Origin of the sequence: Thalassovita taeanensis, from assembly GCF_900110775.1 — a bacterium.
Lineage (GTDB): Bacteria > Pseudomonadota > Alphaproteobacteria > Rhodobacterales > Rhodobacteraceae > Litorimicrobium > Litorimicrobium taeanense.
In genome coordinates this window covers 386,338-413,141 of sequence record NZ_FOEP01000001.1, presented here as the reverse complement: position 1 = coordinate 413,141, position 26,804 = coordinate 386,338, and the positions used below count along the sequence as shown (strand labels likewise).

The window sequence follows — 26,804 nt, the reverse complement described above, 5'->3', positions numbered from 1 at the left end:
AATTAGCGAACCCAAGACGAGCCGCATTTGTTTAACTTACTATTTTTGCTTGAAAATGTGCCAAAATCACTATGGATTTTGTGGCGGAGAGACAGGCGGCCAATGTGCCGTAACGCCCAGTAACGCGATGCACCATATAGCTATGAAATTAAGGGGTTTTCTGACATTCCTTGTAACGTCCTGTTGCGTACCGTCTATCCCAATGCTATTTCTTATGGCGGGTAGGATGATAGGAGTGGTATGCCACGAAAAGCAAAAGAGTTGTCGGCGGTCGAGGTGAAGCGGCTGGAACATTCCGGCAAGGGTGGCAATCAAACGGTTGCGGTTGGCGGTGTTGATGGCCTGTTGCTGCAAATGACGCCAGTGAACGGACGGTCATGGCTGTTGCGTTGCAAGATCGGTGACAAGCGGCGGCACATCGGCCTAGGGGGCTATCCTGACGTGACGTTGGCGCAAGCCCGTGATCGGGCGCGGGATGCGCGAGAAATGATCTGGCAAGGCATTGATCCGGTAGAACACCGCAAGGCGAACCGCGCGGCGCTGGTCACGGCGCAACGTCGCGGCCTGTCTTTCGATGATGCGATGGAACGCTATCTTGAGGGCAAGCTGCAAGAATTTGACAATGACAAACACCGAAAGCAATGGCGGGCCACGTTGGACAAGTATGCGATCCCGACTTTGGGCAAGATGCTGGTCGCGGATATTGACGTGTCCGACATCAAGCGAACGCTGGAACCAGTCTGGGCCACCAAGACGGAAACCGCGTCACGTCTGCGCGGACGTATCGAAGCGGTGATGGCGTGGGCAACGGTCGCGGGGCATCGCTCAGGTGACAATCCGGCGCGATGGAAAGGCAACCTTGACGCGATCCTGCCCAAGCCGTCGAAGCTGGCAAAGGTTGTGCATCATCCCGCTTTGCGGATGGATGAGGCGGCAAGCTGGTTTTCCGATGTGCAGGGCCGTGAAGGGTTCGCCACGCGGGCGTTGGAATTTATGGCGATGGTCGCGGCACGATCCGGCGAGGTGCGCGGCGCTGTCTGGTCTGAGATGGATTTGGACAAAGCAGTCTGGACGATACCGTCTGAGCGGATGAAGGCACGAGCAGAACACCGCGTCCCGTTGACCAAAGAAACCGTTGATCTGTTGAAAGCTCTGGATCGGCTTGCGGGGTCCGAATTTGTATTCCCTGCACCGCGCGGCGGTGAGTTGTCCGACGCGGCACTGTCGGCTTGTATGAAGCGGATACACGCGGCCAAGCCTGACAAGTATCTTGACCGCCAGTCAGGGCGTCCAGCGGTCCCGCATGGCTTGCGCAGCACGTTTAGGGATTGGGTAGCTGAGCGCACCGAGTATCCCCGCGACATGGCAGAGATTGCCTTGGCGCATACGGTCGGCTCAGAGGTCGAGCGGGCTTACCGGCGCGGCGATATGGTAGAGAAACGTCGGGCAATGATGGCCGCATGGGGGCATTTCTTGAGGGGTACGCAAGATGAATGAGTGGGGTGTACCTGATTGGCGTGACGCAACGGCCTACGTTGGAGAACCTGACTGGCACTTGGCCCGTTGGAAATGGGAGTTTCTGAGGCGGCGCAGCGATCTAAGGAAAGAGTTTGATAGCAAGAAAGCGGCCTCTTATGAGCAAGATGAAGCTTGGACAAAGATAGATAGTACGGTCCCTTTTTCGGAATACCCAAACCCTGACATGGCGGGTTTTTGTGTATCAACCTTTTTGATTGAGCCGGACTGCCCTGCGGCTACACGCCTTCCAAACCCTAGGATTGGCAATCAACCCTCAAATTGCTTGCCGCGATTGAATGATAGCACTCTGACCAAAGTTGCAAAGCGCGACCTACCTTTCGATAGCGGGTTTTATCGAGTTGATTGTGACTTATCACGACCAATAGAACCACAATTAAAGGCGGCTAAGTGTGCCTTGAAATCGTTTCAAAAAGAGTATGCTGGCAAAGTGATTGGCAAGCGTAGACACCCTGAAAAATGGCCCACTTATTTGAGGGTATTAGACGCACGGGACGCAGGCGCGTCATGGGCGGAAGTTTCTGAAATTCTAACGTATTCAGCGGCAACTGAACAGAACGCCCGCGACATTCATAAGCAGGCCTTAGCCTTGTGTTTTAATTTCTAGTTTTAAATCGCAATCCCCAAGCGTGAAAAAGGAGGGCAACTAAAGAGCAACTTGTAACAAGGAGTTGCTCTTATGCCTGACACATATCTTTCAGATAAAGACCTGTCCAACCGCTACAGTATTACACGCAATACCGTGTGGCGCTGGCATCGTGAGCGGGCTGACTTTCCCCGAGCTGTCAAACTTTCCCCGAACTGCACACGCTGGAAAATAAGTGAAATCCTGCGTTGGGAAGCGGACCAAATGCTTGCCGAAGCCAATGCGCTCGAAGCGGAGGCGGTGGCATGATTCCTCAAAACCAACGCAACAATTTTGAACGCACATCGGACCTTTTGCACGAGACGCGTGTGCTGCTGACCGCTCTTGAATTGGCGGATGACAACGCACCGGATCGTAACAATTTGGACCAATACGCTCAGGCCGTACCGGCACTGATCCGAATGTTGGAACTCAAGCTGATTGAAGTTGAAAAGGGTCATTTTCTTGAGTGGATCGGCATCGGTGGCAACTCAAACGACCTGACTGACGACGAAATCAAACTGGCGCGGGGCGAATAATTGAGCGTGCCTCACATCCCGTTCAACATCTTTCCGGCTGGACCTGACAAGGCCCCATTGATTGCAGGCTGGCAGGCAAAGGCCACCCGTGATCCGCACATTATTGCCCAATGGCGGGCCAACGGTGCGCAGGCATGGGGCATCCCGTGCGGTGCGGCTAACGGTCTGTTTGTCATTGATCTGGACTTGGATAAGGCAACGGGCGAACCCGTTGGTGAGGCGTCTTTGAAGGCCCTGCCACGCTATGCGGCGCTGATGGACCGTGCAAACGTGCATACACCCTCTGGCGGGCGTCACATCTATTGCCAGCACTTTGACGGTGCGCGGAATACGCAAGACAAGATCGGTCTGAAAATCGACACGCGGGGCGAAGGCGGCTATGTGGTCGCGCCCGGTTCGTTCACTGATGGCGGTTCCTATATTGGGTTCTTTCCCGACACGTTGCCCACGGTTCCGATGGGATTGCGGGCCAAGCTGTTGCAAGCGCCACCCGCGCCAACGCCTTCCCGCACCTTTGACCGGATCACGCCAACGGGGGAGGTTGAGGAACTACTGTCGCACCTTCCCGCTGATCTGACCTATAGCGATTGGGTGTCTGTCCTGATGGCGCTGCACGACCGTTACAACGGGTCTGACGAGGGTTTGGCGCTTGCGGATCGGTGGAGCGCAACGGGCGCGAAATACAAGGCGGGCGAGGTTGCCGCAAAGTGGCGCAGCTTCAAGCGCAGCGGCGTATCATGGGCAACTATTCCAGCACTGGCACGGCAGCATGGCGCTGACCTTTCCGCAATCGCGCGGGGTCACATGTGACGACTGTTTTCAACCTAAGCGGCATGAAGCCGAACCGTGCATCTGAAATTGAAACCCGACTTGTGAGCCTGTCGGCAATCGAGGCGGTGTTGACCAGTAACTATATGGTCAAAGGCTGGCTGGATCGTAATTGCCTTTCGATGCTCTACGGCCCGTCTAACGCGGGCAAGACGTTCGTGGCGCTGGATATTGCCATGCACATCGCGGCGGGCAAGTCATGGCGCGGGTTGCGCGTCAACGGCGGGCCTGTCCTCTACATCGCTGCTGAGGGTGGTGCAGGTATCCGCAACCGCCTCGCCGCAATCAAGCGTGAACGCCCTGACATGGCGTCTGCGCCCTTCACGTTGTTGCCTATCGGGCTGGACCTGCACGGGCAAGGCGATGCGCTGGCGGTGTGCGAGATCATGCCCAATGCTGACCCCGCTTTGGTGGTGATCGACACTTTGGCCCGGTCTATGGGAGCAGGCGATGAGAACACCGCAAAGGATGCGGCCATGTTCGTCCGCAACTGCGATCTGATCCGCGAGGCGACCGGCGCGCACGTCATGGTTATCCACCACACCGGCAAGGATGAGGATCGGGGTGCGCGTGGATCGTCTGCCCTACGTGCGGCGGTGGATAACGAGATACAGGTTACAGCCGATTGGGAAATCCTATCGCGCAAGCAACGCGATCAAGAACCGCCTGAGCCACTGCACTTCAAGCTGCGCTCAGTCACGCTTGGCATGGATGAGGATGGTGAGCCTGTCACAAGCGCAGTGGTGGGCGAGGCTGATGCACCTGCACCAACTCGCAAGCCAATTCGCGGCAAGAACGGGGTGGCTATTCAGGCCCTCAACGATGCGTTGCGTGACCACGGCACGACCAGAACAGGCAACTGCTACCCGACCAATCGCAAGGTTGTCGATGTGGATCACTGGCGTGAGGCGTGTGGCGTCCACGGACTGACCACGGGTGCAACTGCTGCGGCGGCTCGGATGGCGTTCAAGCGGGCCAAGGACAAGCTGATGGACATGGATGAGGTTCGTGAGTTTGGCGGTCATGTTTGGAGGGTTCAAGATGATGATTGAGCGTAACGAACGTAACACATGCGAACGGTTCGTAACGTGTTCTGACCCCTCTGAGCGTAACGAACGTAACACACCTCTAGGAGGTGTTACGTTTGTTCGCGGGGGTGAACTGGTCCCAATGCCCCTTTTTGATAGTGGTGCTGTTACCGTCGTCTCAACTCTTGCGTTCTCTCTCCCGAAAAATCGGGGGGAAAATCATGGATAGGGCGTCTAAAGAGGCGTCTGCGGCGCTGCGGTTTTTGCCTAAGCTGGTCGTTCCTGAGGGGCGGCTTGCAGGCAAACGGGTCAAGCTGGCAAAGTATCAAAAGCAATTTGTGCGCGGTGCCTTTGCCAAGGGTATCGAGGCGGGTTGCCTGTCGATTGGTCGCGGCAATGCTAAAACGTCCCTGTCGGCGGGTTTGGCTTTGGGTCACTTGATGGGCGAAATTGCCCCCCAGCCTAAGCGCGAAATCATCTTTGCAGCGCGAAACCGCGATCAAGCCAAAACGGCCTTTGGGTTCTTGCTGGGCTTTATCGAGGGCTTGCCTGAGGACGATCAGGAACAATTCACGATCCGGCGCGGGTCTAAGCTGGAAGTCGAAACCTCAGAGAATGGTGGCGGTCTGGCCCGTGTTATCGCGGCGGACGGCAAGTCTATCCTGGGCGGTGCGCCAACGCTGGCGATCTTGGATGAACGGGCCGCATGGGAACGCGAAAAAGGCGATGCGCTCGAAAACGCGATCCTGTCCGGTCTGGGCAAACGCGATGGCCGCGCATTGATTATCAGCACGTCCGCACCAGACGACGCCAACACCTTTTCACGCTGGTTAGACGAACCGCCCCCCGGCACCTATGTGCAGGAACATCGCCCCGACCAAGGCTTGCCGCCTGACGATCTGGCATCCCTTCTTATTGCAAACCCCGGCGCGTCTGAGGGCATTGGCCCGTCTGCAGAATGGCTTGTGGCACAAGCGCGGCGGGCGATTGCTCGGGGCGGGTCTGCCCTGTCCAGTTTTCGCAACCTGAATCGCAACGAACGTGTGGCAAGCGATGATCGGTCTGTGCTGCTGACTGTCGATGAATGGCTATCGTGCGAAGTGTCACCCGACGATCTGCCCCCGCGTGACGGCCCCGTTGTTCTGGGCGTGGACCTTGGCGGGTCGCGGTCTATGTCGGCGGCGTCAATGTACTGGCCCGAAACTGGACGGTTGGAATGTGTCGGGGCTTTCCCGTGCAATCCCGGTTTGGCGGATCGTGGGCAGGCTGACGGGGTGTCTGGTCGCTATGTCGAAATGTCCGACCGTGGGGAACTGGTGACAATGGGTGACGCCACTGTGCCGGTTGCCCGGTTCATGGCGGACGTTGTGACCAAGCTGGACGGGCAAGCCCCGGCGGCAATCGTGGGCGATAGATTCCGACATGCTGAGTTTGTCGAGGCGCTGCGCGATGCGGGGCTTGAGCGTGTGCCGTTCATTTGGCGCGGCTTTGGCTGGAAGGACGGTTCGGAGGATTGCGAACGTCTGCGCCGCGCGGTGTTTGAGGGCGAGGTGAAGGCCATGCCGTCCCTGCTGCTGCGCTCTGCCTTTTCAGACGCAATCACGCTGGTGGACCCGGCGGGCAATCACAAATTGGCGGCGGGCCGTTCAACGGGCCGGATTGATCCGGTTGCGGCAACGGTTCTGGCCGTCGCTCAGGGCGTTCGGATGCGCCGCGCACCTTCACACAAATCAGGGAGATTAGCATGGGGCTGACACACATTGCATCGCGCCTAATCAAGAAACATGGGCAAGCGGCAACGCTGCTGCGCCCCGGTGAAGGCACGGTTGACGAATACGGCGGATACACCCCCGGCCCGGATACGGGATACCCGGTTACGCTGCTATCCGCGACCTATGCAATCGAGTTGCAGCTATTGGCGGGCGGCTTTCTGGATGTGGGCGATCAACGGGTGCTGCTGTCAGTCGAGGGGCTGACGGTGGTTCCTCAAACCACTGACAAGCTGCTGATTGATGGCATCGAATTTGAGACGCGCCGGGTGGCCCCATTGGCCCCGGCTGACGCGGTCATTTTCTGGGAAATGCAGGTGCGCAATGTCTAAGCGCAAAGAGCATATCCGCCATTCACGCGCGATCACACGCGGCCCCCGCTGGCGCGCTTTGCGGATGCAGGCGCTTGAGCGTGACGGCTGGGCTTGCGTCCAGTGCGGCACCCATAAGCGGCTTGAGTGTGACCACGTTCACCCCGTCCGAACGCACCCCGAACTCGCTTACACCCTGAGCAATTTACAAATTCTGTGCGGTGCCTGTCACACGCGCAAAACCCGAATTGAGGTGGGGCATAAGCCCCTGACCCCAAAGCGCCAGCAATGGCGCGATCTGCTGCGCGATATGCAGCGAAACCCGTCGAGCATAGGAGAAAAAACATGCTGACATCGAAGAAACTTGAACTGCGCCGCTCTGAAATCCGCCAATCTCTGGCCGAACTGGCGAACATCGAAACCCCGTCTGAGGATGAGGTGCGCAAGATGGGCCAACTGGACTCGGAATACCGGGCCAAGGAATCCCAATTCCGCGCGGCTCTTGTCGCTGAGGATGAGGAACGCAAAGAGGCCGGGGCCGAACTGGAAACCCGCTCTGAGGCAGAATGGGCGAACATGGCGTCTCAATTCGAGGTCCGCCAAGTCGCTTTGGCTTTGGATGAGGGCCGCAAGCTGGACGGCGCGACGGCTGAAATGGTGCAAGAGCTGCGCAATGCGGGCGGCTTCCAAGGCATCCCGGTTCCGCTTGAGGCTTTGGAAACCCGCGCGGGCGAAACGATTGCAGGCGGCGTTCCTGACCCGATGCGCACAATGCCCACGATCGACCGCATCTTTGCCGGTTCCTCTGCAACTCAGATGGGTTGCCGCATGATTAACGTGGGCGTGGGCGAAATCGAATATCCGGTTGCCACGGGTGGCGCGCAACCCGGCTGGGCGGGATCTGAAACGGGCGATGTGGCGGGGCCTCAGGCTTACACCACGGTTGACCGGCCCATGAAGCCCGACAACACGCTGGGCGTTCAAATGAAGATCACCCGCAAGGCGTTGAAACAAGCGGGCGCTGGCCTTGAGCAAGCGGTGCGGCGTGATATGAGCGCGGCAATTCAGCAAGAGACGGATCGGGCGATTTTCCTTGGGTCCGGTTCCAGCGGGGAACCTCTGGGCATTTTCCCCGGCGCGTCCACTTACGGCATCACGGAAACGGCGGTTGATGCGGCGGCATCTTATGCAGCGTTCCGCGCGGCGGCGGTGCGGTTCATGACGGCAAACACGGCATCCGGCCCCAGCGCCGTCAACCTGCTGCTGCGCCCTGAGGTCTTTGACGGCATGGACGACCTGATTAGCGGCCTAGCCATTTCCGAATGGGACCGCTTGATTGCCAAAATCGGCAAGGTGGTCATGACGACCAACGGCATTGCCGCCCCGTCTGGCGATCCTCTGGAATCCAAGGCGCTGCTGACCACGACGACAAACGGGGTTGCCCCGATTTTCTGCGGTATGTGGGGCGCGGTGGACGTTATCCGCGATCCATTCAGCGACGCCAAGTCTGGGCAACTGCGCCTGACGGCACTGACGACACTGGACGTGACGGTTGCGCGGGGTGTGCAACTCGAAATCCTGACGGGTGTTCAGTAATGCTCTGGGGCGGTTCCAAAGGCGGGCTTGAGGTCCGCACCTCTGGGGACGGGTCAACCGTCCTCAGGGGCCGCTTTCCCTATGCAATCCCGACTGTCCTGAGTGACGGTCGGGAAAGGCGCAGGGAGGTATTCGAGGCGCGGGCCTTTGGTCGGTCTGTGTCGGATGGTGGTGACGTTCACTTGCTGGTGCATCACGATATGAACAAGCCGCTGGCATCCCGTGGGGCGGGTTCCCTGACCCTTGAGGATACCGACGACGCGCTGACATTCGAGGCCACGCTTGCGCCTGAAATGCGCTCTGTAGGGTATGTTGTGGACTTTCTGGGCACCCTTGGCGCGGGATTGGTGGGCGGCATTTCCCCCGGCTTTCGCGTTCCCCAGGGCGGCGATTATGTGAAGCGATCCGGTGGCGGCATCATGCGCGTGGTGCGCTCTGCTGACCTGATCGAGATTAGCGCGGTAACAAAGCCCGCTTATCCGGCGGCGCAGATCGAGGCGCGCAACTGGACGCCTGACCATGCCGTGAAACCCCGCACCAACGCGGCCCAACGGTGGAGGGCGTGACATGACAGACCTGTTGCAAGAGATCGAGGCAACCCCAGCAAGCTATCCCGCCACCCCGTCCGGGCTTTCGACACCGGCGGCGGTGCTTGATGCTGAAATGATCTGGGAACGGATCGAAGCCTATACCCGCACCCGCTACACGGCACGTGAGGTGGTTTGGACTGTCGAGGGGTGCGAGGATGAAAGCTGGACACCCCCACTGGCCCCTCTGGCGTCACAAGAGGCTGAGAAATGGGAAAGCGGCGCGTGGGTGTCTGTTACCCTTCCTGACGGCCACGTAGGATTCTGCCTGCCCTCTGACGGGGTGTTCAAAGTCACCGCGCAAGTGGGCGCAGGCGATCCACCTAAAGCCGTTTCTGAGGCGTTCCGGCGGCTTGCTGAATACATGGCTGACGATACCGACCGCGCGGGCGTGTCCAGCTACAGCGTGAACATGGGCGGGGCTATTCAAGAAAGTTATCAGCGCAATGCGGCCCACGCGGCCCGCGCGCTTCAAAATAGCGGGGCGGCTGACATGCTGCGCCCATATCGGAGGCAGAAATAATGTGGCCATTCAAACGCAAAACTGAAACGCGGGCGGCGTCGGGTTCGGGATACACCGCACAAATGATCCAAGCCCGCACCGCATATATCACCGGAACAAGCGGACGGGCCGAATTGACCGCGACCGTTCAAGGCGCTGTCACGCTCTGGGAAAACGGGCTGTCGGTGGCTGACGTGACCGGCACCACGCTGTTGACCCGGCGGGCGCTGGCGATCACGGGCCGGATGCTGGCACTGCGCGGTGAGGCGCTTTTCTACATCACCGACGACATGCTTATTCCGGTTGCCGATTGGGATTTATCTACCCGGCTTTCCCGTCCATCGGCATACCGCCTGACCCTTCCCGATATGGGCGGCGGCAAGACCCTGACGGCGCTTGCGGGCGAGGTGCTGCACTTTCGGATCGGGGCAGACGCGGCGCAACCGTGGTACGGAACGGCCCCGCTCAAACGGTCGAGCCTATCGGCGGACTTGCTGGAAATTATCGAGCGCGCGCTTGTCGAGGTCTACGGCGACGCGCCTTTGGGTTCCTCAATCGTGCCCATGCCTGAGACGCCAGAAACCGACCTTGCAGACATTGCGCGGGGCTTTCGCGGCTCACGCGGCAAGGTGCTGGTGCGGGAATCGGTGCAAGTGCAGGCGGCGGGCGGTCCAGCCCCGGCGCAGGATTGGCGGGCAAACGATCTGACCCCCGACCTGTCCAAAGCCCTGCTGGACAAGACGCTGGACCAAGCCCGCGACCAGATCAACTCGGCCTTTGGCATCTTGCCGGGTCTGAATAACAAAGCGACCACGGGGCCGATGGTAAGGGAAGCGCAACGCCACCTTGCAAGCTGGACCCTACAGCCAATGGCTGAGGGCATGGCAGAGGAAGCAACCGACAAGCTGGGCAACGCGGTCACACTGGACGTTATGCGGCCCCTACAGGCGTTCGATAGCGGTGGACGTGCAAGGACTGTCACGGCTCTTGTGAAGGCGCTGGCAGAGGCCAAGACGGCGGGCGTTGATCCGGCGGCGGCCCTGAATTTAGTAGATTGGAAAGAAAAAGTCGCATAGCTTAACTTGTGTTTGAACTGGCACTTCACGCCGAAAAGATTAGGTTTTTTCTATGAATAAATTGTCTGTTGCTCTGTTAATGTCGATTTGTGTTCTTGCTGGTTGCAATACAAGCACTTTTGCAAAGATTGAGGAAAGCAAGCGCATACCTTTGTCATCTGATCAGATGACTCAGATAGAATCGACCGTGACGCGTGACTTTCTTGATCCAGAATCTGCGCGTTTTCGAAATACTCGGGCGGTTGAAGTGTCACTAGCATCCGGTGACCGCGAAGTGCGCGTATGCGGAGAGGTTAACGGAAAAAATGCGCTCGGTGGCTATACCGGATATAGCATGTTTGGTGGCAGTCTTGTGAATGGCCGTTTCCAGCAAGCTGACTTCTTTGCCCCTTGTGAAGCTTGGTGACTGAGGCAAAAACCTAGTTGTTGAGTGCTGCACGATTGCTCAAGAAGTGCTAATTTCAAGTGCTTTGCTGTTGGCGGGTAGTTAAAGGGGCGAGTAATTGGCCCTGACTATTTTTTCAGCATTAACAATGCACTAGAAGGGTTTGTGGCGGAGAGACAGGGATTCGAACCCTGGGAACCCGTGAAGGCTCAACGGTTTTCGAGACCGCCCCGTTCGACCACTCCGGCACCTCTCCGCGGGGAATGGTTTGGAGCGTTTAGTCGCTCTTGCATCGGGTGGCAAGAACGATTCACGTTGCAGCGTGAACAAATTTTCCATGTCGGGCGACTTTGCTCTGATCTCTGTATTTACATTCGAGTAGCGCAGCGTGGGACGGAGCCACGAGGCGTTGATTTTTCTGCCGACGCAGGTGATGGTGCTGCAACCGGTGCCAATCTATTGCGCCGAGAACTTTAACCAGAAACGATCGGGATCATTGTGCGCAAGTTGCTGACACTAATGTTTGTGCTGATCTGTGCGGCTATGCCCGCGCACGCCCAGACTCAGGATGCGGAGAGGATTGATGCGCTGTTTCAGGCGCTCGGCATGAAACAGGTCTTTGTTGTCATGCGAGAGGAAGGATTGGCCTATGGCGAAGATCTGGCGGCAGATATGCTGCCCGGCGGATCTGGTCCGGCTTGGAAAGGGCTGGTCAGCCGGATCTATGACCCGGTGAAGATGGAACAGGTGGTGCGCACAGCCTTCGAGAGTTCCTTTGGCGCCACCGACACCGCGTCTTTGATTGCGTTTTTCGACAGCGAGACCGGGCGACGGATTGTGCAACTGGAGATCGAGGCCCGGCATACCGTTTTGGACAAGGTCGTTGAAGAGGCGGCACGCGAACGCTTCCGCTCTGCCGACGTACCCTATGAGCCGCATCTTGCGGCCATTGCGGCTTATATCGGCGCCAATGATTTGGTGGAATACAATGTTGTGGGAGCGTTGAACGCAAATTACATGTTTTTTCGTGGCCTGACGCAGGGCGGAGCGATGGATATGACGGAAGAGGATATATTGCGTGATGTCTGGGCACAGGAAGACGAGACACGAGAGGATACACGCGAGTGGCTGTTTGCCTATCTGATGCTGGCCTATGAACCGTTGAGCGCGGCTCAGATACGCTCGTATGCCGAATTGTCGCTGACGCCCGAGGGCAAGGCGCTCAACCATGCACTGTTTGCCGGGTTTGACCGGATGTACGGGGATATTTCCCTGACGCTGGGCTTGGCATTGGCGCAGCAGATGGAAGGCGAGGCGCTGTAGCTACAGTTTTTTATGCCTGCGCCCCAAACGCCCTTGACTTGATGGGGTGATCCGACGATAAGCCCGCATCCCGGGCAGGGCGATCTTTGTCCGGTGTTGGTGTAATGACGTCCACAAAGGACGCGCTGTTCGCGGTGGCCATCGGCCGAAACGCCCGGAAACGGGGACCACAGGACGCGGTAGAATGAAGGAAAAGCACATGTTTGCGGTCCTCAAGACCGGCGGCAAGCAGTACAAGGTTCAGTCGGGCGATGTGCTCCGGGTTGAAAAATTGGCTGCTGATGCGGGTGAAAAAGTACAATTCAATGAGATTCTGATGCTGGGCGGTGACAGCACGGTCGTTGGCGCGCCTTTCGTGGCAGACGCTGGTGTACAAGCCGAAGTCGTCGATCAGATCAAGGGTGACAAGGTCATCCACTTCGTTAAGCGCCGTCGTAAGCACAGCTCGAAGCGAACCAAAGGCCATCGTCAGCAGTTGACCATGTTGCGCGTGACCGAAATTCTGGCATCGGGTGCCGACGCATCGGGCGTCAAGGCGGCCATCGGTGCCGGTTCGGTTTCCGGCGCTGTTGCGGCGACTCCTGCTGCTAAAGCGGCTCCTGCCAAGAAAGCTGCCAAAGCAGCTGCTGGCGGCGACGACCTGAAACAGCTGTCGGGCGTTGGTCCTGCACTGGAAAAGAAACTGCACGAGAATGGTGTAACCACCTTTGCTCAGATCGCCGGCTGGAGCGCCGCCGACGTGGCCGACATGGACGAGAAACTTTCGTTCAAAGGTCGGATCGAGCGCGAAGGCTGGATCGACCAAGCCAAAGCCCTGGTAAACTGAGGAGTAACGACAAATGGCACATAAGAAAGCTGGCGGTTCATCCCGGAACGGTCGCGACTCTGACGGTCGCCGCCTTGGCGTGAAACTCTACGGGGGGCAAGCGGCCATCCCGGGCAACATCATCGCACGTCAGCGCGGCACCAAGTGGTGGCCGGGCGAGGGCGTCGGTATGGGCAAGGATCACACCATCTTCGCGAAAGTCGAAGGGAACGTGACCTTCCACAAAGGCCTCAAGGGACGCACCTTTATTTCGGTTCTGCCAATGGCGGAGGCCGCTGAGTAAGCTGACCTTAAGGCGCAAAGCATATTAGGGATCGGCATAACCGCCGGTCCCTTTTTTCATTTCAGGAAAGGCAGCCAGATGACCGTTGCCAATACAGTGCCCCAGACCACAGGCTCGCTGACCGGGACATGGCGCAGCCGTGCCCGCGCAAAAGCGCTCAATATAGTGAACAGGGTTGCATCGTGGTCTTCGATTGCCATTTGTTTGATACCCCACAGGTCTTGCATATCATCGGACTGGCTTGGAGGAGAGACGAGCCGACCCCGCATGATCCCAGACCTGAATATGTTTTCCGGAGGAGAAACATCATGATGCTTCAGACAGTCCCAAATCAACGGGTGATTGACACCGAGCGGTTCGTTTTGCGCCCGCTACGCAAGTCGGATCAGGGTCTGATTGACATGTATGGTGGCGACCCGCGCGTATCGCGCAATACCCGCTCGATCCCGCACCCGTTGCCGCCCGGCGCGACCGAGGCGTTCATCGCCCGCACGCTGGCCGCAGACCGGACCGAAGATGTCTGGGCCATGGATGCCACCAAATCGGGCGGATCCGAGCTGATGGGCTTGATTGCGCTGGAGCGGATGGATCGCGATCAATCTGAAATCGGCTATTGGGTCGGCCCGGCTTTCTGGAACACCGGCGTCGCCTCAGCTGCGGTCGCGGGTTTGATCGAGGCCAACCCTCAGAACAGCAAAACGCTGTTTGCCGAAGTCTTTCAGGACAACGCAGCCTCGGCGCGGGTCCTGACCAATTGCGGGTTCGAATATCTGGGCGACGCCGAAACTTTCTCGGTGGCGCGCGGGGCCAAGGTGGCCACCTGGACCTATAGCCGTAAACTGGATTGAGCAAAGCACAGCCTTTGCGCTAGGAGAAGACCATGAAATTTCTTGATCTCGCAAAGGTCTATATCCGCTCTGGCTCGGGCGGCGGTGGCTGTGTCAGCTTCCGCAGCGAAAAGTTCATCGAATTCGGTGGCCCCGATGGCGGCGATGGCGGCGGCGGCGGTTCGGTCTGGGCCGAGGTCGTTGACGGGCTGAACACGCTGATCGACTTCCGCTATCAGCAGCATTTCTTCGCTGACAACGGTCGCCCCGGCATGGGGCGCCAGCGTACCGGCAAGGACGGTCAGGACATCGTGCTGCGCGTGCCCGTCGGCACCGAGATCCTTGATGAAGACGAAGAGACCGTGATTGCCGACATGACTGTGGTTGGCGAACGGGTGCTGCTGGCCCGTGGCGGTAACGGCGGCTGGGGCAACTTGCATTTCAAATCCTCGACCAACCAAGCGCCACGCCGCGCCAATCCGGGGCAGGAGGGGATCGAGCGCACCCTGTGGCTGCGCCTGAAGCTGATCGCTGATGTGGGTCTTCTAGGCATGCCGAATGCGGGCAAATCCACATTTCTGGCGGCCACCTCGAACGCTCGGCCCAAGATCGCCGATTACCCGTTCACCACGCTGCACCCCAATCTTGGGGTTGTGGGTGTTGATGGCGTGGAATTTGTGGTCGCCGATATTCCCGGCCTGATCGAAGGCGCCAGCGAAGGCCGCGGTCTGGGCGATCTGTTCCTTGGCCACGTCGAACGCTGTGCGGTTCTGCTGCATCTTGTCGACGGCAGCTCGGGCACATTGATCGAGGATTATCACACGATTATCGGTGAGTTGAATGCCTATGGCGGCGGGCTGGCAGAAAAGCCACGCATTACTGTGCTGAACAAGATCGACGCGCTGGACGATGAAGAACGTGCGTTCCTGCGTGACGAGCTGGCCGAGGCCAGCGGCGGACCCGTTATGCTGATGTCGGGCGTGTCGCGCGAAGGCGTCGAGGACGTGCTGCGCGCGTTGCGCGCCCAGATCGACGACAATCGCTTGCGCCACCGCCTTGCGGAAGAAGAGGAGGAAACGTGGCGTCCCTGACCCTTTCCAAACGGCTGGTCATCAAGATAGGATCGGCGCTTCTGGTGGATCGCAAAACCGGCGCGTTGCGCGCCGATTGGCTGAAAGCTTTGGCCGAGGATGTGGCTTGGCTCAAGGGGATGGGCAAGGACGTTATCCTTGTATCCTCGGGTTCGATCGCGCTGGGGCGTGGGGTGCTGGGCCTGCCCGCCACCGAACTGGCGCTTGAACAATCGCAGGCCGCTGCCGCCGTCGGCCAAATCCGTCTGGCGCGCGCCTATGAAGAGGTGCTAGCGCCGCACGGCATCACCACCGGTCAGGTTCTGGTTACGCTCGAAGACAGCACTGACCGCCGCCGTTACCTCAACAGCCGCGCCACGCTGGAGCAGTTGATCACACTGGGTGTCGTGCCGATTGTGAACGAAAATGACACCATCGCCACCGATGAAATCCGTTATGGTGACAACGACCGACTGGCCGCCCAGGTCGCTGTCACTGTCGGCGCCGATCAACTGATCCTGCTGTCCGATGTTGATGGCTTCTATTCCGCCAACCCGCAGATTGACCCGACCGCGCAGCGCTATGACGTGATTGCCGCCATCACGCCCGAGATCGAAGCCATGGCAGGCGATGCCGGCTCTGGTCTCAGCAAGGGTGGCATGAAGACTAAACTGATGGCTGCTAAAACCGCAATTGCGGGCGGTTGTGGCATGGCCATCACCGAAGGGTCGGTGTTGCGACCGCTCTGGGCGCTGGAAAACGGGGCCAATGCCACATGGTTTCTGGCCGATGATGACCCGCATCTGGCGCGCAAACGCTGGATCGCCGCGATGAAGCCCAAGGGCGAGATAGTCGTCGATACCGGTGCGGTTGCGGCGCTCGGCAAAGGCAAAAGCCTGCTGCCCGCCGGTGTTGCCACCGTGCGAGGCCGCTTTGGACGCGGCGATCCGGTGTCGATCCTAACGCCGCAGGGCCACAAACTGGGGCAGGGGCTCAGCCGCTACACCGCGACCGAGGCCGGGGCAATCGCTGGCCGCCGCTCGGATGAGATCGAGGCTGTACTTGGCTATCCGGCGCGCGCCGCGCTGATCCACCGCGATGACATGGCGCTCTGACGCTGTACATATGACCAACAAGGGTATTGATCACATGAAAGACGCACAGACCATTCCCGAGATGATGACCGAGATTGGCAAGCGCGCCAAGGCCGCCGCAGCCGAGCTTGGCTATGCCACCGCTGAATGCAAGCACGCTGCCCTGATCGGCGCTGCCGATGCTGTTTGGGCCAACCGGGCGCAGATCATCGAAGCCAACGCGCAGGATATGGATTATGCCCGCAACAAAGGCCTCAGCCCCGCGATGATGGATCGCTTGATGTTGGATGAGGCGCGCATTCAGGCCATCGTCGACGGGCTGCGTGCCGTGGCCGAACAGCCCGATCCGGTGGGCGAGGTTCTGGCCGAGTGGGACATGCCTTCGGGGATTCATATCCGCCGGGTGCGCACGCCTCTGGGCGTGATCGGGGTGATCTATGAAAGTCGCCCCAACGTGACCGCCGACGCCGGTGCGCTCTGCTTGAAGTCGGGAAATGCAGTGATCTTGCGCGGTGGCTCGGAAAGCTTCCATTCCTCGCGCGCCATCCACGCCTGTCTGGTCGAAGGTCTGCGCAGCGCGGGGCTGCCCGAAGATGCTGTGCAACTGGTTCCGACCCGCGACCGCGCGGCCGTGTCCGAGCTTCTGACGATGACCGATTACGTCGACGTGATCGTGCCGCGCGGAGGCAAGGGGCTGGTTGGGCTGGTCCAACGCGAGGCGCGCGTGCCGGTCTTTGCTCACCTAGAAGGCATCGTGCATATCTATGTCGACAAGGCTGCCGATCCGGTTAAGGCGCTGAACGTGTTGCTGAACGCCAAGACCCGCCGTACCGGCATTTGCGGCGCGGCCGAATGCCTTCTGGTACATCAGGATATAGCCGCAACACTCGGAAAAGAATTGATTTCTGCTTTGGTTCAGGCTGGGGTCGAGGTGCGTGCGGATCCGGCGCTAGCTGGCCCCGGCACAGTACCTGCTAACGAAGATGACTGGGGCCGCGAATACCTCGATATGATCATCGCCGCGCGGCAAGTCGCTGATGTTGACGGTGCTATCGCTCATATCCGCAAGTACGGTTCGAACCACACCGATTGTATCCTGACCGAGGATGACGCCACCGCCGAGCGGTTCTTTGAGCGCCTCGATAGTGCGATTCTGATGCGCAATACCTCAACCCAATTTGCTGATGGCGGTGAGTTTGGCATGGGGGCCGAGATCGGGATCGCCACCGGAAAGATGCACGCGCGGGGGCCGGTCGGGGCAGAGCAGCTGACCAGTTTCAAATACCTTGTTGACGGCGCCGGTGCAGTACGCAGCTAGAAGGCGAGGCTGATCCGGTCGTCGGCAATCTCAACACTTAGTTCGCGCTCCATCTCGGCGACAAGCAAAGGCAGCAAGGCGAATTGTACCTCGGCCGGGCTAACAGAGGTTGCTGTTTGGCCGGTCAGGTTTTGCCACAGGTTCTCTTGCAGACGCAGGCGCGGCCCGTGCCCTTCGATACGCCAACCGGCGCCAGACGAGATTCGAACCTCGCCCCCATAGGGCAACGCAGTTTCAAGGCACAGCAATGCCAGAAACACGGCGCGTAATTCGTATCGGGGGCAATCATCATCCGATTGCCAGAGATAGCGGAGCCGGGAGCCGCGCGACAGATCGGCAAGCACGCGGCGCACCTCGATCGCGGCCGCGCTCTGCCCCTCTGAAGCCAGACCAAATGCGATGCGAAAAAATCGGATCCTCGCATTGGCGTTTTCAAGGCTTTCTGAGATCAGCGCGAGTTCCGGATCGCTGCCGGTGCGGTTCATTTGCATCAGCTCAAGCCCGTTGCCAATCGCACCAATCGGGCTGATAAGATCGTGGCAGATGCGTGACCCTATCAGCGCGGTCAGCTCGTGGTTACTATACCCCATGCGAATCCTCCCAGAAAGACAGCACCATGACAGATTTGAACGCCATTCTTGAGCCGGGGATGCGCGTGCGCCATCCCAATCGTCCTGATTGGGGCATCGGGCAGGTGCAGTCCAACATCGGGTCAAAAATTACGGTGAACTTCCCCGAAGCCGGCAAGGTTGTCATTGAAGGCTCCCGTATTTTGCTTGTCCCGGTCTTTGATGACTGAGGTTGGTTAGGAAATGATTAACACAACTTTGGGTTTTGATCACCTTCGAAATCGGTGATCGTTCGGCCGCGCTGTTGCCATTCCGGTTCCGCTTGCCTAAAACCCACGAAAACCAAGGACTGGATGCGCCCGGGATGACACGGACTCCGCCGCAATTCGCTGTAAAACTTGCAGAAACCGACGAAGAACTGATGGGCGCGCAACGGCTGCGCTATCATGTCTTCGTCGAAGAGCTGGGCGGTGGTGGCACCATGGTGGATCATGTCGCGCAGTTAGAGCGCGATCGGTTTGATCCGTTTTTCGATCACCTGATCCTGCTGGACAATGCCTTGCCGGGGTCGGTGGCAGACCGCATCGTTGGGGTTTACCGCGTATTGCGCGATGATCAGGCGGTTGCGGCTGGGCAGTTCTATTCCGAAGACGAATATGACCTGAGCGTTCTGAAAGATAGCGGACGCAAGCTGTTGGAGTTGGGGAGATCGTGCCTACACCCAGCGTATCGCGGGGGCGCGGCCATGTTCCATCTTTGGAGCGCTTTGGCTGACTATGTTTCTGCTCACAAAATAGAAATCCTGTTTGGCGTCGCCAGTTTCCACGGTACTGATCTGGACCGGATTGCAGCCTCTTTATCAATGTTGCACTTCAATCATCTGGCGCCGCCTGACTTGCGCGTGCGCGCACGCGAGGCGCATTTCGCGCGGATTGACCGGGTTGCTCCACAGGATCTGGATCGCCGCAAGGCGATGCTTGAGGTGCCAGCGCTGATCAAGGCCTACCTGCGGCTGGGCGGGTTCGTTGGCGAAGGCGCATATGTTGACCAAGCCTTCAATACCACCGACGTCTGTCTGATCATGGACACAAACCGCCTGAACGAGAAACAGAAAAGCATCTACTCCAAAGGGGTTGGGGCCTGATGCTCACCCAAAAACTTCCCCCCGAACCCGTACCTGAACCGATCACGCTCATGGGGTGGGTTCGGGTCTTATGGCGCGGATTTATTTTGGGAAGTGTGGTGTTCGGTGGTCTGCTTGTACTACTGCTGGTGCGACTGATCGAGAGGCCGCTGTATGGCCAGCACCGACCAATAACGCCATATATCACACAGTTCGTATGCCGCATGGCCTTCGTGATCCTCAGAATACGGTATGCTACCCAAGGCGAACGTATGCAGCAGCGCGGTGCAGTGGTGGCTAACCACTCGTCCTGGCTGGATATCTTTACGCTGAACGCCCGCAAACGGGTCTATTTTGTGTCCAAGTCCGAGGTCGCAGGATGGCCTGGCATTGGCTGGCTGGCGCGCGCCACTGGCACGGTCTTCATCGCGCGCAACCCGAAAGAGGCCAAAGCCCAACAAAACGTATTCGAGGAGCGTTTGCTGGCCGGGCACAAGTTGCTGTTTTTCCCAGAGGGCACCTCGACGGATGGGATGGTTGTGTTTCCATTTAAATCAACGCTCTTTCAGGCATTCTTTACAGATCACCTGAGGCACGAGATGTATATTCAACCCGTCACGGTGATTTATCGCGGACCAGACGGAGGTGACCCGCGGTTCTATGGCTGGTGGGGAGAAATGGATTTCGGCTCGCACCTTCTGAAGGTCTTGGCGGCGCGTCGCCAAGGCTCGGTTGAGGTGATCTATCATCCGCCGGTCCGAGTGGATGATTTCCCCAACCGTAAAACCTTGGCCGCGCATGTCGAAGAAGTGGTACGGCAAGGCATGCCCAACGACAGGCGCGGCTGATCAGCCCTTCCAGATCCAACCGCCGCCCAGAATGCGGCTGCCATCCGGCTGATAGAACACGCAGGCTTGCCCCGGCGAAACACCTTCTTCGGCAGCCAGCAACTCGACCTCGGCCGTGGTGGCCGACAGGGGCCGGATCACAGCTTCACGCGGTGGACGGGTCGAGCGCACCTTGACCATGACATTCCACTCTGACTGGCTGTCGAAAGGCTCATCGCCCAGCCAGTTGATCTCGCGCACCGGAATGACACGAGTCGCCAACAGCTCTTTTGGCCCGACAATCACCCGCCGGGTATCGACATCCAGCCGAACCACATAGAGCGGGTCGCCCAAGCCCCCGATCCCCAACCCCCGGCGTTGCCCAATCGTATAGTGGATCACGCCGCGATGCTTTCCCAGAACATTGCCGTCGACATCAACAATATCCCCCGGCTCTGCGGCGCCAGGGCGGAGCTTTTCAATCACGCTCGCATAGTTGCCGTTTGGCACAAAACAGATGTCCTGACTGTCGGGCTTGTCCGCCACGCTTAGCCCATATTTTCCCGCCAAGGCGCGCGTCGCATCCTTTGAGGGCAGGTGCCCCAGCGGGAACCGCAGATACTCCAACTGCTCCGGGGTTGTCGAGAACAGAAAATAGCTCTGATCGCGGTTTGCGTCCGTCGCGCAATGCAGTTCGGCGCCGTTGGCGCCCATCTTGCGCTGAATATAGTGCCCGGTCGCCATACAGTCGGCCTCCAGATCACGAGCGGTTTGCAGCAGATCCTTGAACTTTACCCGCTCGTTGCAGCGGATGCAGGGCACTGGTGTTGCCCCAGCCAGATAGCTGTCGGCGAACTCGTCAATCACCGCGTCTTTGAAGATGTTCTCATAGTCCAGAACATAGTGCGGGAACCCCATTTCCTCGGCCACACGGCGGGCGTCATGAATGTCCAAGCCGGCGCAGCACGCGCCCTTTTTGGCCAGCGCAGCGCCGTGATCATAAAGCTGCAAGGTTACGCCCACCACGTCATAGCCTTCCTCGGCCAGCTGTGCCGCCACAACAGAGCTATCCACGCCACCGGACATGGCCACCACCACCCGCGTCTGCGAGGGCGGCTTGGCAAACCCAAGGGAGTTCAGTTCGATGTCATGATCCAGCATTTGCGCGGTCCTCGTGAAAGTCTGCGAGAATATAGGAAAATCCTACATACTCTCAAGGCCTCGTTTCACCTGCTGTTAAGGGCGACTGCCCAAACTGATACAAACGGCAAGGAAAACAAAGATGTATCTGAAAAAAGTTGATGGTCTGCGTGCAGTCACGCTGCCCGACGGGTCTGTGATGACACGGGCGGATCTACCCAACCCTGATACCCGGCGTTGGGTGGCCAGCCGAAAGGCGGCGGTGGTGCGTGGCGTCCTGTATGGATTAATCTCGCGCGAAGAGGCGCTGAAGCGATATAGCTTGAGCGAAGAAGAGTTTCATGAATGGCTTCAGGCTATTACCGAACATGGCGAGATGGCGCTGAAAGCAACGGCAGTTCAAAAATATAGACAACTTTAGGTAGAGTATGCTATTTGTTCTTCGGCGGTAACGAGTGATTAACCTTTTTTGCTCACGGTTAATTTCAATAAACGCCGATAACGGAGAGTGAATATGCGCGTGCTGCTGGTCGAAGACGATCCTACCACCTCGAAGAGCATTGAGATGATGCTGACCCATGCTAACCTCAACGTCTATACGACCGATCTGGGCGAGGAAGGTATCGATCTCGCTAAACTATATGATTACGATTTGATCCTTTTGGATCTGGGGCTGCCGGATATGAACGGGCACGAAGTGTTGCGCCAATTGCGCCTAGCGCGAGTGGAAACACCGATTCTCATACTCTCTGGGTCTGACGATGCCGAGAGCAAGATCAAGGGTTTCGGGTTCGGCGCGGATGATTACCTGACTAAACCTTTCCATCGGGAAGAACTAGTGGCCCGTATTCACGCCATCATTCGCCGCTCCAAGGGCCATTCCCAATCGGTGATCCGCACCGGCAAGATCAACGTCAATCTGGACGCTAAGACCGTCGATGTAACTGGGAAAACCGTGCATCTGACCGGCAAGGAATATCAGATGCTCGAGCTTCTTTCTCTGCGCAAAGGCACCACGCTGACCAAAGAGATGTTTTTGAACCATCTTTACGGCGGGATGGACGAACCAGAGCTGAAGATTATCGATGTTTTCATCTGCAAACTACGTAAGAAACTCAGCACAGCCACCGGTGGTGACAACTACATCGAAACAGTTTGGGGCCGTGGATATGTCTTGCGTGACCCCGAACCCGCCGGGATGGACGATCAACGCATCGCCGTTGGCGCCTGATCAAACACCATTCACGGGCTGGACCTTGTCTCTGAGCGCCCCTATCACTTTGGACAAGTGAACAGGGGGCGCTCAGGTGGCGACAGGCAAAGCAATAGATCAGCTGACCGAGGTAGAGGCACAGGCCGAACTAGAGACTCTGTCGGCGGTATTGTCTCAGGCAAACAAAGCGTATCACACCAAGGATGCGCCCGAGATGTCGGACGCAGATTATGATGCACTAAAGCTGCGCAACGCCGCGATCGAGGCGCGCTTTCCGCACCTTAAGCGCGCCGACAGCCCCAGCGAACAAGTTGGCGCCATGCCCTCCGAAGGTTTTGGCAAGATCACCCACGCTGTGCGGATGTTGTCACTTGGGAACGCTTTCGCAGACGAGGACGTCGCCGAATTTGATGAATCTGTTCGAAAGTTCCTTGGCTTGCCCGAGGGCAGCGTTGCCTATACCGCCGAGCCTAAGATCGACGGCCTCAGTCTGTCTTTGCGCTATGAAACTGGTCAGCTGATACAGGCCGCGACCCGCGGTGATGGCGAGACCGGCGAAAACGTCACCGAGAACGCCCGAACCATTGCCGATATTCCTACCCGGCTGAGTGGCGCCCCCGATCTTCTCGAAGTGCGCGGTGAAGTCTACATGAGCCATGCCGATTTCGCTGCCCTGAACGTACGCCAAGTCGAAGCTGGGGCCAAGCCCTTTGCTAATCCGCGCAACGCTGCTGCCGGTTCTCTACGGCAACTGGACGCCGAGATTACTCGTGCCCGTCCGCTAAAATTCTTTGCCTATGGCTGGGGCGCGCTGTCGGCGCCATTGTCCGACACACAGATGGGCGCAATTCGGTGTTTGGCTGCTCTGGGATTCAGCACCAACCCGCTAACGCAGTTGTGCACCGGTACCGACGCGATGCTGACGCAATACCGACGTATCGAAGCGCAGCGCGCGACCTTGGGCTATGACATCGACGGCGTGGTTTACAAAGTCGATGATTTGTCGCTTCAGGCCCGGCTGGGCTTCCGTTCGACCACGCCACGTTGGGCAATTGCGCACAAATTCCCCGCCGAACTGGCTTGGACCCGGCTTGAGGCGATCGATATTCAGGTCGGACGTACGGGCGCCTTGTCGCCGGTGGCGCGACTGACACCCGTGACGGTTGGCGGTGTAGTGGTTTCAAACGCAACCCTGCACAACGAGGACTACATTGCCGGTCGCGATGCCAAAGGTGGCCTGATCCGCGGGGGCAAAGACATCCGCGAAGGCGACTGGGTGCAGGTTTACCGCGCTGGTGACGTGATCCCCAAGGTGGCCGATGTAGACCTTTCGAAACGCCCCGAGGGCGCGCAGCCGTACCGCTTTCCAGATCATTGTCCCGATTGCGGATCCGAAGCCGTACGCGAAGACGGTGACGCCGCACGGCGCTGCACTGGCGGCATTATTTGTCCCGCCCAAGCGGTTGAAAAACTGAAACATTTCGTTTCGCGCGCCGCGTTTGATATTGAAGGGCTGGGCGCGAAACAGGTCGAGCAGTTCTATAAGGATGGCTGGATCGCAGAACCCGCTGATATTTTTACCCTACAGGATAGGTTCAGCACCGGACTGCAGCAGTTGAAAAATCGCGAGGGATGGGGCGAGAAGAGCGCATCAAACCTGTTTCAAGCTATTGATGAAAAGCGAAAAATATCCTTCGCGCGTTTACTGTTCGCTTTGGGTATTCGCCATGTCGGCGAAGCGGCAAGCAATCTGATTGCAATGCATTATGGCACATGGGACGCGTTTGAGGCCGCCATGCGCCGAGCGGCTGATCCGGAAAGTGCCGATTGGGCAGAACTACTGGCCATTGATGGCGTGGGCGAGGTCATGGCGCGCTCTTTGGTGACCGCGTTGGCGCAGGACAGCGAGCGCGCGGGCATCGACCGTCTTGTTGAACAGCTTGAGGTTCAGGAAACGCGCCGCGCCTCGACAGAAGGCAGTCCGGTTGCGGGCAAGACCGTGGTTTTCACGGGTACGCTGGAAAAGATGACCCGCGCCGAAGCCAAGGCCCGCGCCGAGGCGCTTGGCGCCAAAGTCGCCGGGTCCGTCAGTGCCAAAACAGATTTACTGGTTGCGGGGCCTGGGGCGGGATCCAAGGCAAAAAAGGCGGCTGAACTGGGGATTGAAACCCTTGATGAGGATGGCTGGCTACAGCTCATTTCGGGACTATGACCGGGCGGCCGGAAGCACTTTTTCCGCTGTTTGCGGACATTGAAACGCTGGACGGCGTCGGCCCGAAAACTGCGGGTCATTTTGAACAAATGGGCGTGAAGCGACCGCGCGATCTTCTGTTCACCTTGCCCTATTCCGGTATCGACAGGGCCCGCCGCAACAGTTTGCGAGACGCGGTATTGCCCGATGTTGTTACCGTCGAGGTGACGGTGGGCGCACATCGCGCCCCGCGCAATCGTGGCGGGGCATACCGGATCACGGTCGAGGATGCGGAAACTAGCTTTCAGTTGGTATTCTTTCACGCGCGAACCGATTATTTGCAGCGAATTTTGCCGGTTGGCGCGCGGCGTCTGGTCTCGGGCAAGGTCGAGCTGTTCGACGGACTGGCGCAGATGGTGCACCCCGATTACGTGTTGCCGCCTGAGGAGGCGGGCGAGATACCCGCCTTTGAGCCGGTTTATCCGCTGACCGCCGGGGTCAGCCTGAAACAGATGAGCAAAGCGGTGGCCTCTGCGGTGGCACGGGCGCCAGTACTGGCTGAATGGATTGACCCCGAACAGAAAAAACGCAGCAAATGGCCGAACTGGGCTGAGGCCGTGCAGCAAGCCCATTCACCGCAAAAGCCCGAAGACCTGGCGGCGACAGCGCCCGCGCGCGAACGGCTGGCCTATGATGAACTGATGGCGCATCAGCTGACTCTGGCGGTGGCGCGCTCCCGCTTGCGGCGTGCCAAGGGCCATAGAACCAAGGGGACAGGCGCGTTGCAGGCCCGGGTGTTGACCGCACTGCCCTATAAGCCGACCGGTGCTCAGCTGCGTGCGATCCGTCAGATCGAGGCTGATATGGCGCAGCCGTTGAAAATGAACCGTCTGTTGCAGGGGGATGTCGGCTCGGGCAAGACATTGGTTGCCTTCATGGCGCTGCTTTTCGCGATCGAAGCAGGAGGGCAGGGCGTGATGATGGCCCCCACCGAAATCCTTGCACGACAGCACCTTGAAGGGCTTCGCCTATTGGCCGAGGAGGCTGGTGTGGTCCTGGAAATCCTGACAGGGCGCGACAAGGGGGCAGAGCGCAAGGCCAAGCTGGCTGCGCTGGCGACGGGCGGTATTCAGATTTTGGTTGGCACCCATGCGGTGTTTCAGAAAGACGTCGAATTCCGAGATTTGCGTTTGGCTGTGGTCGATGAACAGCACCGTTTCGGGGTGCGCCAGCGGTTGGAACTGGGTCAGAAAGGGCAGCGCGCCGATGTGCTGGTGATGACTGCTACACCGATCCCTCGCAGTCTGGCGCTGGCGCAATATGGCGATATGGATGTGTCGGTGCTGGATGAAAAGCCACCCGGACGTAAATCGATCCAGACAGCGATGGTTTCGACCGGGCGGATGGCGGAGGTGGTCGAACATCTGCGCCAAGCTGTATCTGAGGGGCGGCAAGCCTATTGGGTTTGCCCGCTGGTCGAGGAAAGCGAAATCGTGGATCTGACCGCCGCCGAAGAACGTTTCAAACGCCTGCGTGCAAGTCTGGGCGAAGACGTGGTTGGGCTGGTTCACGGTCAGATGCCGGCTGCCGAAAAAGACGCTGCGATGGCGGATTTTGCGGCCGGACGCACCAACGTTTTGGTTGCAACAACGGTGATCGAGGTCGGTGTCAACGTCCCGAACGCAACGATTATGGTGATCGAGCGCGCCGAGATCTTTGGCTTGGCACAACTGCATCAACTGCGGGGCAGGGTCGGGCGCGGCAGCGCAGAATCGACCTGCCTGTTGATGTATCAGGCCCCCCTATCTGAAAGTGCCGAGCGGCGCCTGACGACGCTGCGCGACACCGAAGACGGGTTTCGCATTGCCGAGGTCGATTTGGAAATGCGCGGCGCTGGGGATTTGATCGGCGTGGCGCAATCAGGGTTGCCCCGGTTCCGGGTTGCCGATCTGGAACGGCAAGCCGCGCTGATGGAAGTGGCGCAAAGCGATGCCCGCGCCTTGCTGGAACGTGACCCCGATCTAACCTCGGACCGGGGAAAAGCCGCGCGCGTGCTGTTGTGGCTGATGGAACAGGATCAAGCGATTCGTTTGATTTCAGTGGGTTAGATCTTTCGTTCTCAAATGTTCTCAAATGTTCTCAAAAAGTTCTTTACGGATGATTAATAATATGAGAACAAATAGGCAACAAAACAGATCAACAGGAGGCCCCGATGTTC

At 58.6% G+C, this 26,804-nt stretch carries 31 protein-coding genes and 1 tRNA gene; 28 read left to right on the top strand and 4 right to left on the bottom strand.

Translation table 11 applies throughout. From position 1 onward, the window contains the following. The first annotated feature begins 240 nt into the window (after nt 1–240). From BSF79_RS01945 to BSF79_RS19395, 14 genes are all read left to right on the top strand, one after another. Nucleotides 241–1,497 (top strand): tyrosine-type recombinase/integrase, encoded by a 1,257-nt coding sequence (locus tag BSF79_RS01945; RefSeq protein ID WP_090267612.1) that lies wholly within the window; start codon nt 241–243, stop codon nt 1,495–1,497. Next, nucleotides 1,490–2,143: a hypothetical protein gene (locus tag BSF79_RS19400; protein ID WP_139246365.1), complete on the top strand. Its 654-nt coding sequence runs from the start codon at nt 1,490–1,492 to the stop codon at nt 2,141–2,143. The genes BSF79_RS01945 and BSF79_RS19400 overlap by 8 nt, the downstream gene beginning before the upstream one ends. Nucleotides 2,144–2,215: 72 nt before the next feature. Then, complete coding sequence (locus tag BSF79_RS01940) at nt 2,216–2,431, top strand: helix-turn-helix transcriptional regulator (protein WP_090267610.1); 216 nt, start codon at nt 2,216–2,218, stop codon at nt 2,429–2,431. After that, nucleotides 2,428–2,700, top strand: a complete 273-nt coding sequence (locus tag BSF79_RS01935; RefSeq protein ID WP_090267608.1) for a hypothetical protein — start codon at nt 2,428–2,430, stop codon at nt 2,698–2,700. Before BSF79_RS01940 ends, BSF79_RS01935 begins: the two co-directional genes overlap by 4 nt. A gap of 6 nt (nt 2,701–2,706) precedes the next feature. Next, on the top strand, nt 2,707–3,510 hold the full coding sequence (locus tag BSF79_RS01930; protein ID WP_245776295.1) for a bifunctional DNA primase/polymerase: 804 nt from the start codon (nt 2,707–2,709) through the stop codon (nt 3,508–3,510). Nucleotides 3,511–3,572: 62 nt separating this feature from the next. After that, the gene (locus BSF79_RS01925) at nt 3,573–4,580 is read left to right on the top strand and encodes a helicase RepA family protein (RefSeq protein ID WP_175545232.1); all 1,008 of its coding nucleotides are present in this window, start codon (nt 3,573–3,575) and stop codon (nt 4,578–4,580) included. Nucleotides 4,581–4,777: 197 nt separating this feature from the next. Next, on the top strand, nt 4,778–6,310 hold the full coding sequence (locus BSF79_RS01920) for a terminase large subunit domain-containing protein (protein WP_090267601.1): 1,533 nt from the start codon (nt 4,778–4,780) through the stop codon (nt 6,308–6,310). After that, nucleotides 6,301–6,657, top strand: a complete 357-nt coding sequence (locus BSF79_RS01915; protein ID WP_090267598.1) for a hypothetical protein — start codon at nt 6,301–6,303, stop codon at nt 6,655–6,657. The genes BSF79_RS01920 and BSF79_RS01915 overlap by 10 nt, the downstream gene beginning before the upstream one ends. Further along, on the top strand, nt 6,569–6,988 hold the full coding sequence (locus tag BSF79_RS20265) for an HNH endonuclease (protein WP_342741830.1): 420 nt from the start codon (nt 6,569–6,571) through the stop codon (nt 6,986–6,988). The genes BSF79_RS01915 and BSF79_RS20265 overlap by 89 nt, the downstream gene beginning before the upstream one ends. Beyond that, on the top strand, nt 6,982–8,232 hold the full coding sequence (locus BSF79_RS01905; protein WP_090267593.1) for a phage major capsid protein: 1,251 nt from the start codon (nt 6,982–6,984) through the stop codon (nt 8,230–8,232). The genes BSF79_RS20265 and BSF79_RS01905 overlap by 7 nt, the downstream gene beginning before the upstream one ends. Next, nucleotides 8,232–8,798 carry an HK97 family phage prohead protease gene (locus tag BSF79_RS01900; RefSeq protein ID WP_090267591.1) on the top strand — a complete coding sequence of 189 codons (567 nt, stop codon included), beginning with the start codon at nt 8,232–8,234 and terminating at the stop codon, nt 8,796–8,798. Before BSF79_RS01905 ends, BSF79_RS01900 begins: the two co-directional genes overlap by 1 nt. Before the next feature lies 1 nt (nt 8,799). Then, nucleotides 8,800–9,342 (top strand): hypothetical protein, encoded by a 543-nt coding sequence (locus BSF79_RS01895; protein ID WP_090267589.1) that lies wholly within the window; start codon nt 8,800–8,802, stop codon nt 9,340–9,342. 62 nt (nt 9,343–9,404) lie between these two features. Next, nucleotides 9,405–10,397, top strand: a complete 993-nt coding sequence (locus BSF79_RS01890; RefSeq protein ID WP_245776286.1) for a phage portal protein — start codon at nt 9,405–9,407, stop codon at nt 10,395–10,397. 52 nt (nt 10,398–10,449) lie between these two features. After that, nucleotides 10,450–10,803 (top strand): hypothetical protein, encoded by a 354-nt coding sequence (locus BSF79_RS19395; RefSeq protein WP_139246363.1) that lies wholly within the window; start codon nt 10,450–10,452, stop codon nt 10,801–10,803. A 145-nt stretch (nt 10,804–10,948) separates the two neighbouring features. Here the strand turns inward: BSF79_RS19395 and BSF79_RS01885 are convergent. Further along, nucleotides 10,949–11,038, bottom strand: a tRNA-Ser gene (locus BSF79_RS01885). 251 nt (nt 11,039–11,289) lie between these two features. Between BSF79_RS01885 and BSF79_RS01880 the strand changes: the two genes are divergently transcribed. The 3 genes from BSF79_RS01880 (at nt 11,290) to rpmA (ending at nt 13,214) form a co-directional block, all read left to right on the top strand. Beyond that, entirely contained in the window at nt 11,290–12,105 is an 816-nt protein-coding gene (locus tag BSF79_RS01880) for a DUF2059 domain-containing protein (protein WP_245776285.1), read from the top strand. Between the two features lie 199 nt (nt 12,106–12,304). Next, nucleotides 12,305–12,931 carry a 50S ribosomal protein L21 gene (locus tag BSF79_RS01875; protein ID WP_090267582.1) on the top strand — a complete coding sequence of 209 codons (627 nt, stop codon included), beginning with the start codon at nt 12,305–12,307 and terminating at the stop codon, nt 12,929–12,931. Between the two features lie 13 nt (nt 12,932–12,944). Next, on the top strand, nt 12,945–13,214 hold the full coding sequence (rpmA, locus tag BSF79_RS01870; RefSeq protein WP_090267581.1) for a 50S ribosomal protein L27: 270 nt from the start codon (nt 12,945–12,947) through the stop codon (nt 13,212–13,214). Between the two features lie 56 nt (nt 13,215–13,270). Here rpmA and BSF79_RS19675 read toward each other — a convergent pair whose 3' ends face one another. Beyond that, nucleotides 13,271–13,414: a hypothetical protein gene (locus BSF79_RS19675; protein WP_175545231.1), complete on the bottom strand. Its 144-nt coding sequence runs from the start codon at nt 13,412–13,414 to the stop codon at nt 13,271–13,273. Nucleotides 13,415–13,522: 108 nt separating this feature from the next. On the opposite strand from BSF79_RS19675, the gene BSF79_RS01865 reads away from it, so the two are divergent. Genes BSF79_RS01865 through BSF79_RS01850 form a run of 4 tightly spaced genes read left to right on the top strand, consistent with a single transcriptional unit; the run spans nt 13,523 to nt 17,523 of the window. Then, the gene (locus BSF79_RS01865) at nt 13,523–14,062 is read left to right on the top strand and encodes a GNAT family N-acetyltransferase (protein ID WP_090267579.1); all 540 of its coding nucleotides are present in this window, start codon (nt 13,523–13,525) and stop codon (nt 14,060–14,062) included. 32 nt (nt 14,063–14,094) lie between these two features. Further along, the gene (obgE, locus tag BSF79_RS01860; protein WP_090267577.1) at nt 14,095–15,132 is read left to right on the top strand and encodes a GTPase ObgE; all 1,038 of its coding nucleotides are present in this window, start codon (nt 14,095–14,097) and stop codon (nt 15,130–15,132) included. Continuing rightward, nucleotides 15,120–16,226, top strand: a complete 1,107-nt coding sequence (proB, locus tag BSF79_RS01855) for a glutamate 5-kinase (protein WP_090267574.1) — start codon at nt 15,120–15,122, stop codon at nt 16,224–16,226. The genes obgE and proB overlap by 13 nt, the downstream gene beginning before the upstream one ends. 34 nt (nt 16,227–16,260) lie before the next feature. Further along, complete coding sequence (locus BSF79_RS01850; protein WP_090267868.1) at nt 16,261–17,523, top strand: glutamate-5-semialdehyde dehydrogenase; 1,263 nt, start codon at nt 16,261–16,263, stop codon at nt 17,521–17,523. Here the strand turns inward: BSF79_RS01850 and BSF79_RS01845 are convergent. Continuing rightward, nucleotides 17,520–18,113 carry a histidine phosphotransferase family protein gene (locus BSF79_RS01845; RefSeq protein ID WP_090267571.1) on the bottom strand — a complete coding sequence of 198 codons (594 nt, stop codon included), beginning with the start codon at nt 18,111–18,113 and terminating at the stop codon, nt 17,520–17,522. The genes BSF79_RS01850 and BSF79_RS01845 overlap by 4 nt on opposite strands. 26 nt (nt 18,114–18,139) lie before the next feature. On the opposite strand from BSF79_RS01845, the gene BSF79_RS01840 reads away from it, so the two are divergent. From BSF79_RS01840 to olsA, 3 genes are all read left to right on the top strand, one after another. Next, entirely contained in the window at nt 18,140–18,322 is a 183-nt protein-coding gene (locus BSF79_RS01840) for a DUF3553 domain-containing protein (protein ID WP_090267569.1), read from the top strand. A 134-nt stretch (nt 18,323–18,456) separates the two neighbouring features. Then, entirely contained in the window at nt 18,457–19,236 is a 780-nt protein-coding gene (gene olsB / locus BSF79_RS01835; protein ID WP_090267865.1) for an L-ornithine N(alpha)-acyltransferase, read from the top strand. Then, a complete protein-coding gene (gene olsA, locus BSF79_RS01830; protein WP_090267567.1) occupies nt 19,236–20,063 on the top strand; it encodes a lyso-ornithine lipid O-acyltransferase in 828 nt (275 codons plus the stop codon). Before olsB ends, olsA begins: the two co-directional genes overlap by 1 nt. Here the strand turns inward: olsA and mnmA are convergent, their stop codons facing one another. Continuing rightward, nucleotides 20,064–21,203, bottom strand: a complete 1,140-nt coding sequence (gene mnmA / locus BSF79_RS01825) for a tRNA 2-thiouridine(34) synthase MnmA (RefSeq protein WP_090267564.1) — start codon at nt 21,201–21,203, stop codon at nt 20,064–20,066. 121 nt (nt 21,204–21,324) lie between these two features. On the opposite strand from mnmA, the gene sciP reads away from it, so the two are divergent. The 4 genes from sciP to recG all read left to right on the top strand — a co-directional run bounded on the left by sciP (nt 21,325) and on the right by recG (nt 26,694). Then, nucleotides 21,325–21,603, top strand: coding sequence for a CtrA inhibitor SciP (gene sciP / locus BSF79_RS01820; RefSeq protein ID WP_090267562.1), 279 nt, complete (start codon nt 21,325–21,327; stop codon nt 21,601–21,603). A 93-nt stretch (nt 21,604–21,696) separates the two neighbouring features. Next, complete coding sequence (gene ctrA, locus BSF79_RS01815; protein WP_090267560.1) at nt 21,697–22,413, top strand: response regulator transcription factor CtrA; 717 nt, start codon at nt 21,697–21,699, stop codon at nt 22,411–22,413. A gap of 76 nt (nt 22,414–22,489) precedes the next feature. Further along, the gene (ligA, locus tag BSF79_RS01810) at nt 22,490–24,607 is read left to right on the top strand and encodes an NAD-dependent DNA ligase LigA (RefSeq protein ID WP_090267558.1); all 2,118 of its coding nucleotides are present in this window, start codon (nt 22,490–22,492) and stop codon (nt 24,605–24,607) included. Beyond that, nucleotides 24,604–26,694, top strand: coding sequence for an ATP-dependent DNA helicase RecG (gene recG / locus BSF79_RS01805; RefSeq protein WP_090267556.1), 2,091 nt, complete (start codon nt 24,604–24,606; stop codon nt 26,692–26,694). The genes ligA and recG overlap by 4 nt, the downstream gene beginning before the upstream one ends. The last annotated feature ends 110 nt before the right edge of the window (nt 26,695–26,804 follow it).

What these genes read in the sequence shown, in the direction of transcription:
- mnmA (WP_090267564.1), bottom strand. Translation starts at nt 21,203, where the DNA reads ATGCTGGATCATGACATCGAACTGAACTCCCTTGGGTTTGCCAAGCCG.
- BSF79_RS01940 (WP_090267610.1), top strand. Translation starts at nt 2,216, where the DNA reads ATGCCTGACACATATCTTTCAGATAAAGACCTGTCCAACCGCTACAGT.
- BSF79_RS19395 (WP_139246363.1), top strand. Translation starts at nt 10,450, where the DNA reads ATGAATAAATTGTCTGTTGCTCTGTTAATGTCGATTTGTGTTCTTGCT.
- olsB (WP_090267865.1), top strand. Translation starts at nt 18,457, where the DNA reads ATGACACGGACTCCGCCGCAATTCGCTGTAAAACTTGCAGAAACCGAC.
- BSF79_RS19675 (WP_175545231.1), bottom strand. Translation starts at nt 13,414, where the DNA reads ATGGCAATCGAAGACCACGATGCAACCCTGTTCACTATATTGAGCGCT.
- BSF79_RS01840 (WP_090267569.1), top strand. Translation starts at nt 18,140, where the DNA reads ATGACAGATTTGAACGCCATTCTTGAGCCGGGGATGCGCGTGCGCCAT.
- obgE (WP_090267577.1), top strand. Translation starts at nt 14,095, where the DNA reads ATGAAATTTCTTGATCTCGCAAAGGTCTATATCCGCTCTGGCTCGGGC.
- BSF79_RS01945 (WP_090267612.1), top strand. Translation starts at nt 241, where the DNA reads ATGCCACGAAAAGCAAAAGAGTTGTCGGCGGTCGAGGTGAAGCGGCTG.
- rpmA (WP_090267581.1), top strand. Translation starts at nt 12,945, where the DNA reads ATGGCACATAAGAAAGCTGGCGGTTCATCCCGGAACGGTCGCGACTCT.
- ctrA (WP_090267560.1), top strand. Translation starts at nt 21,697, where the DNA reads ATGCGCGTGCTGCTGGTCGAAGACGATCCTACCACCTCGAAGAGCATT.
- BSF79_RS01890 (WP_245776286.1), top strand. Translation starts at nt 9,405, where the DNA reads ATGATCCAAGCCCGCACCGCATATATCACCGGAACAAGCGGACGGGCC.
- BSF79_RS01895 (WP_090267589.1), top strand. Translation starts at nt 8,800, where the DNA reads ATGACAGACCTGTTGCAAGAGATCGAGGCAACCCCAGCAAGCTATCCC.
- recG (WP_090267556.1), top strand. Translation starts at nt 24,604, where the DNA reads ATGACCGGGCGGCCGGAAGCACTTTTTCCGCTGTTTGCGGACATTGAA.
- BSF79_RS01915 (WP_090267598.1), top strand. Translation starts at nt 6,301, where the DNA reads ATGGGGCTGACACACATTGCATCGCGCCTAATCAAGAAACATGGGCAA.
- olsA (WP_090267567.1), top strand. Translation starts at nt 19,236, where the DNA reads ATGCTCACCCAAAAACTTCCCCCCGAACCCGTACCTGAACCGATCACG.
- BSF79_RS20265 (WP_342741830.1), top strand. Translation starts at nt 6,569, where the DNA reads ATGGCATCGAATTTGAGACGCGCCGGGTGGCCCCATTGGCCCCGGCTG.
- BSF79_RS01920 (WP_090267601.1), top strand. Translation starts at nt 4,778, where the DNA reads ATGGATAGGGCGTCTAAAGAGGCGTCTGCGGCGCTGCGGTTTTTGCCT.
- BSF79_RS19400 (WP_139246365.1), top strand. Translation starts at nt 1,490, where the DNA reads ATGAATGAGTGGGGTGTACCTGATTGGCGTGACGCAACGGCCTACGTT.
- BSF79_RS01905 (WP_090267593.1), top strand. Translation starts at nt 6,982, where the DNA reads ATGCTGACATCGAAGAAACTTGAACTGCGCCGCTCTGAAATCCGCCAA.
- BSF79_RS01935 (WP_090267608.1), top strand. Translation starts at nt 2,428, where the DNA reads ATGATTCCTCAAAACCAACGCAACAATTTTGAACGCACATCGGACCTT.
- BSF79_RS01845 (WP_090267571.1), bottom strand. Translation starts at nt 18,113, where the DNA reads ATGGGGTATAGTAACCACGAGCTGACCGCGCTGATAGGGTCACGCATC.
- BSF79_RS01850 (WP_090267868.1), top strand. Translation starts at nt 16,261, where the DNA reads ATGAAAGACGCACAGACCATTCCCGAGATGATGACCGAGATTGGCAAG.
- BSF79_RS01865 (WP_090267579.1), top strand. Translation starts at nt 13,523, where the DNA reads ATGATGCTTCAGACAGTCCCAAATCAACGGGTGATTGACACCGAGCGG.
- sciP (WP_090267562.1), top strand. Translation starts at nt 21,325, where the DNA reads ATGTATCTGAAAAAAGTTGATGGTCTGCGTGCAGTCACGCTGCCCGAC.
- BSF79_RS01900 (WP_090267591.1), top strand. Translation starts at nt 8,232, where the DNA reads ATGCTCTGGGGCGGTTCCAAAGGCGGGCTTGAGGTCCGCACCTCTGGG.
- BSF79_RS01875 (WP_090267582.1), top strand. Translation starts at nt 12,305, where the DNA reads ATGTTTGCGGTCCTCAAGACCGGCGGCAAGCAGTACAAGGTTCAGTCG.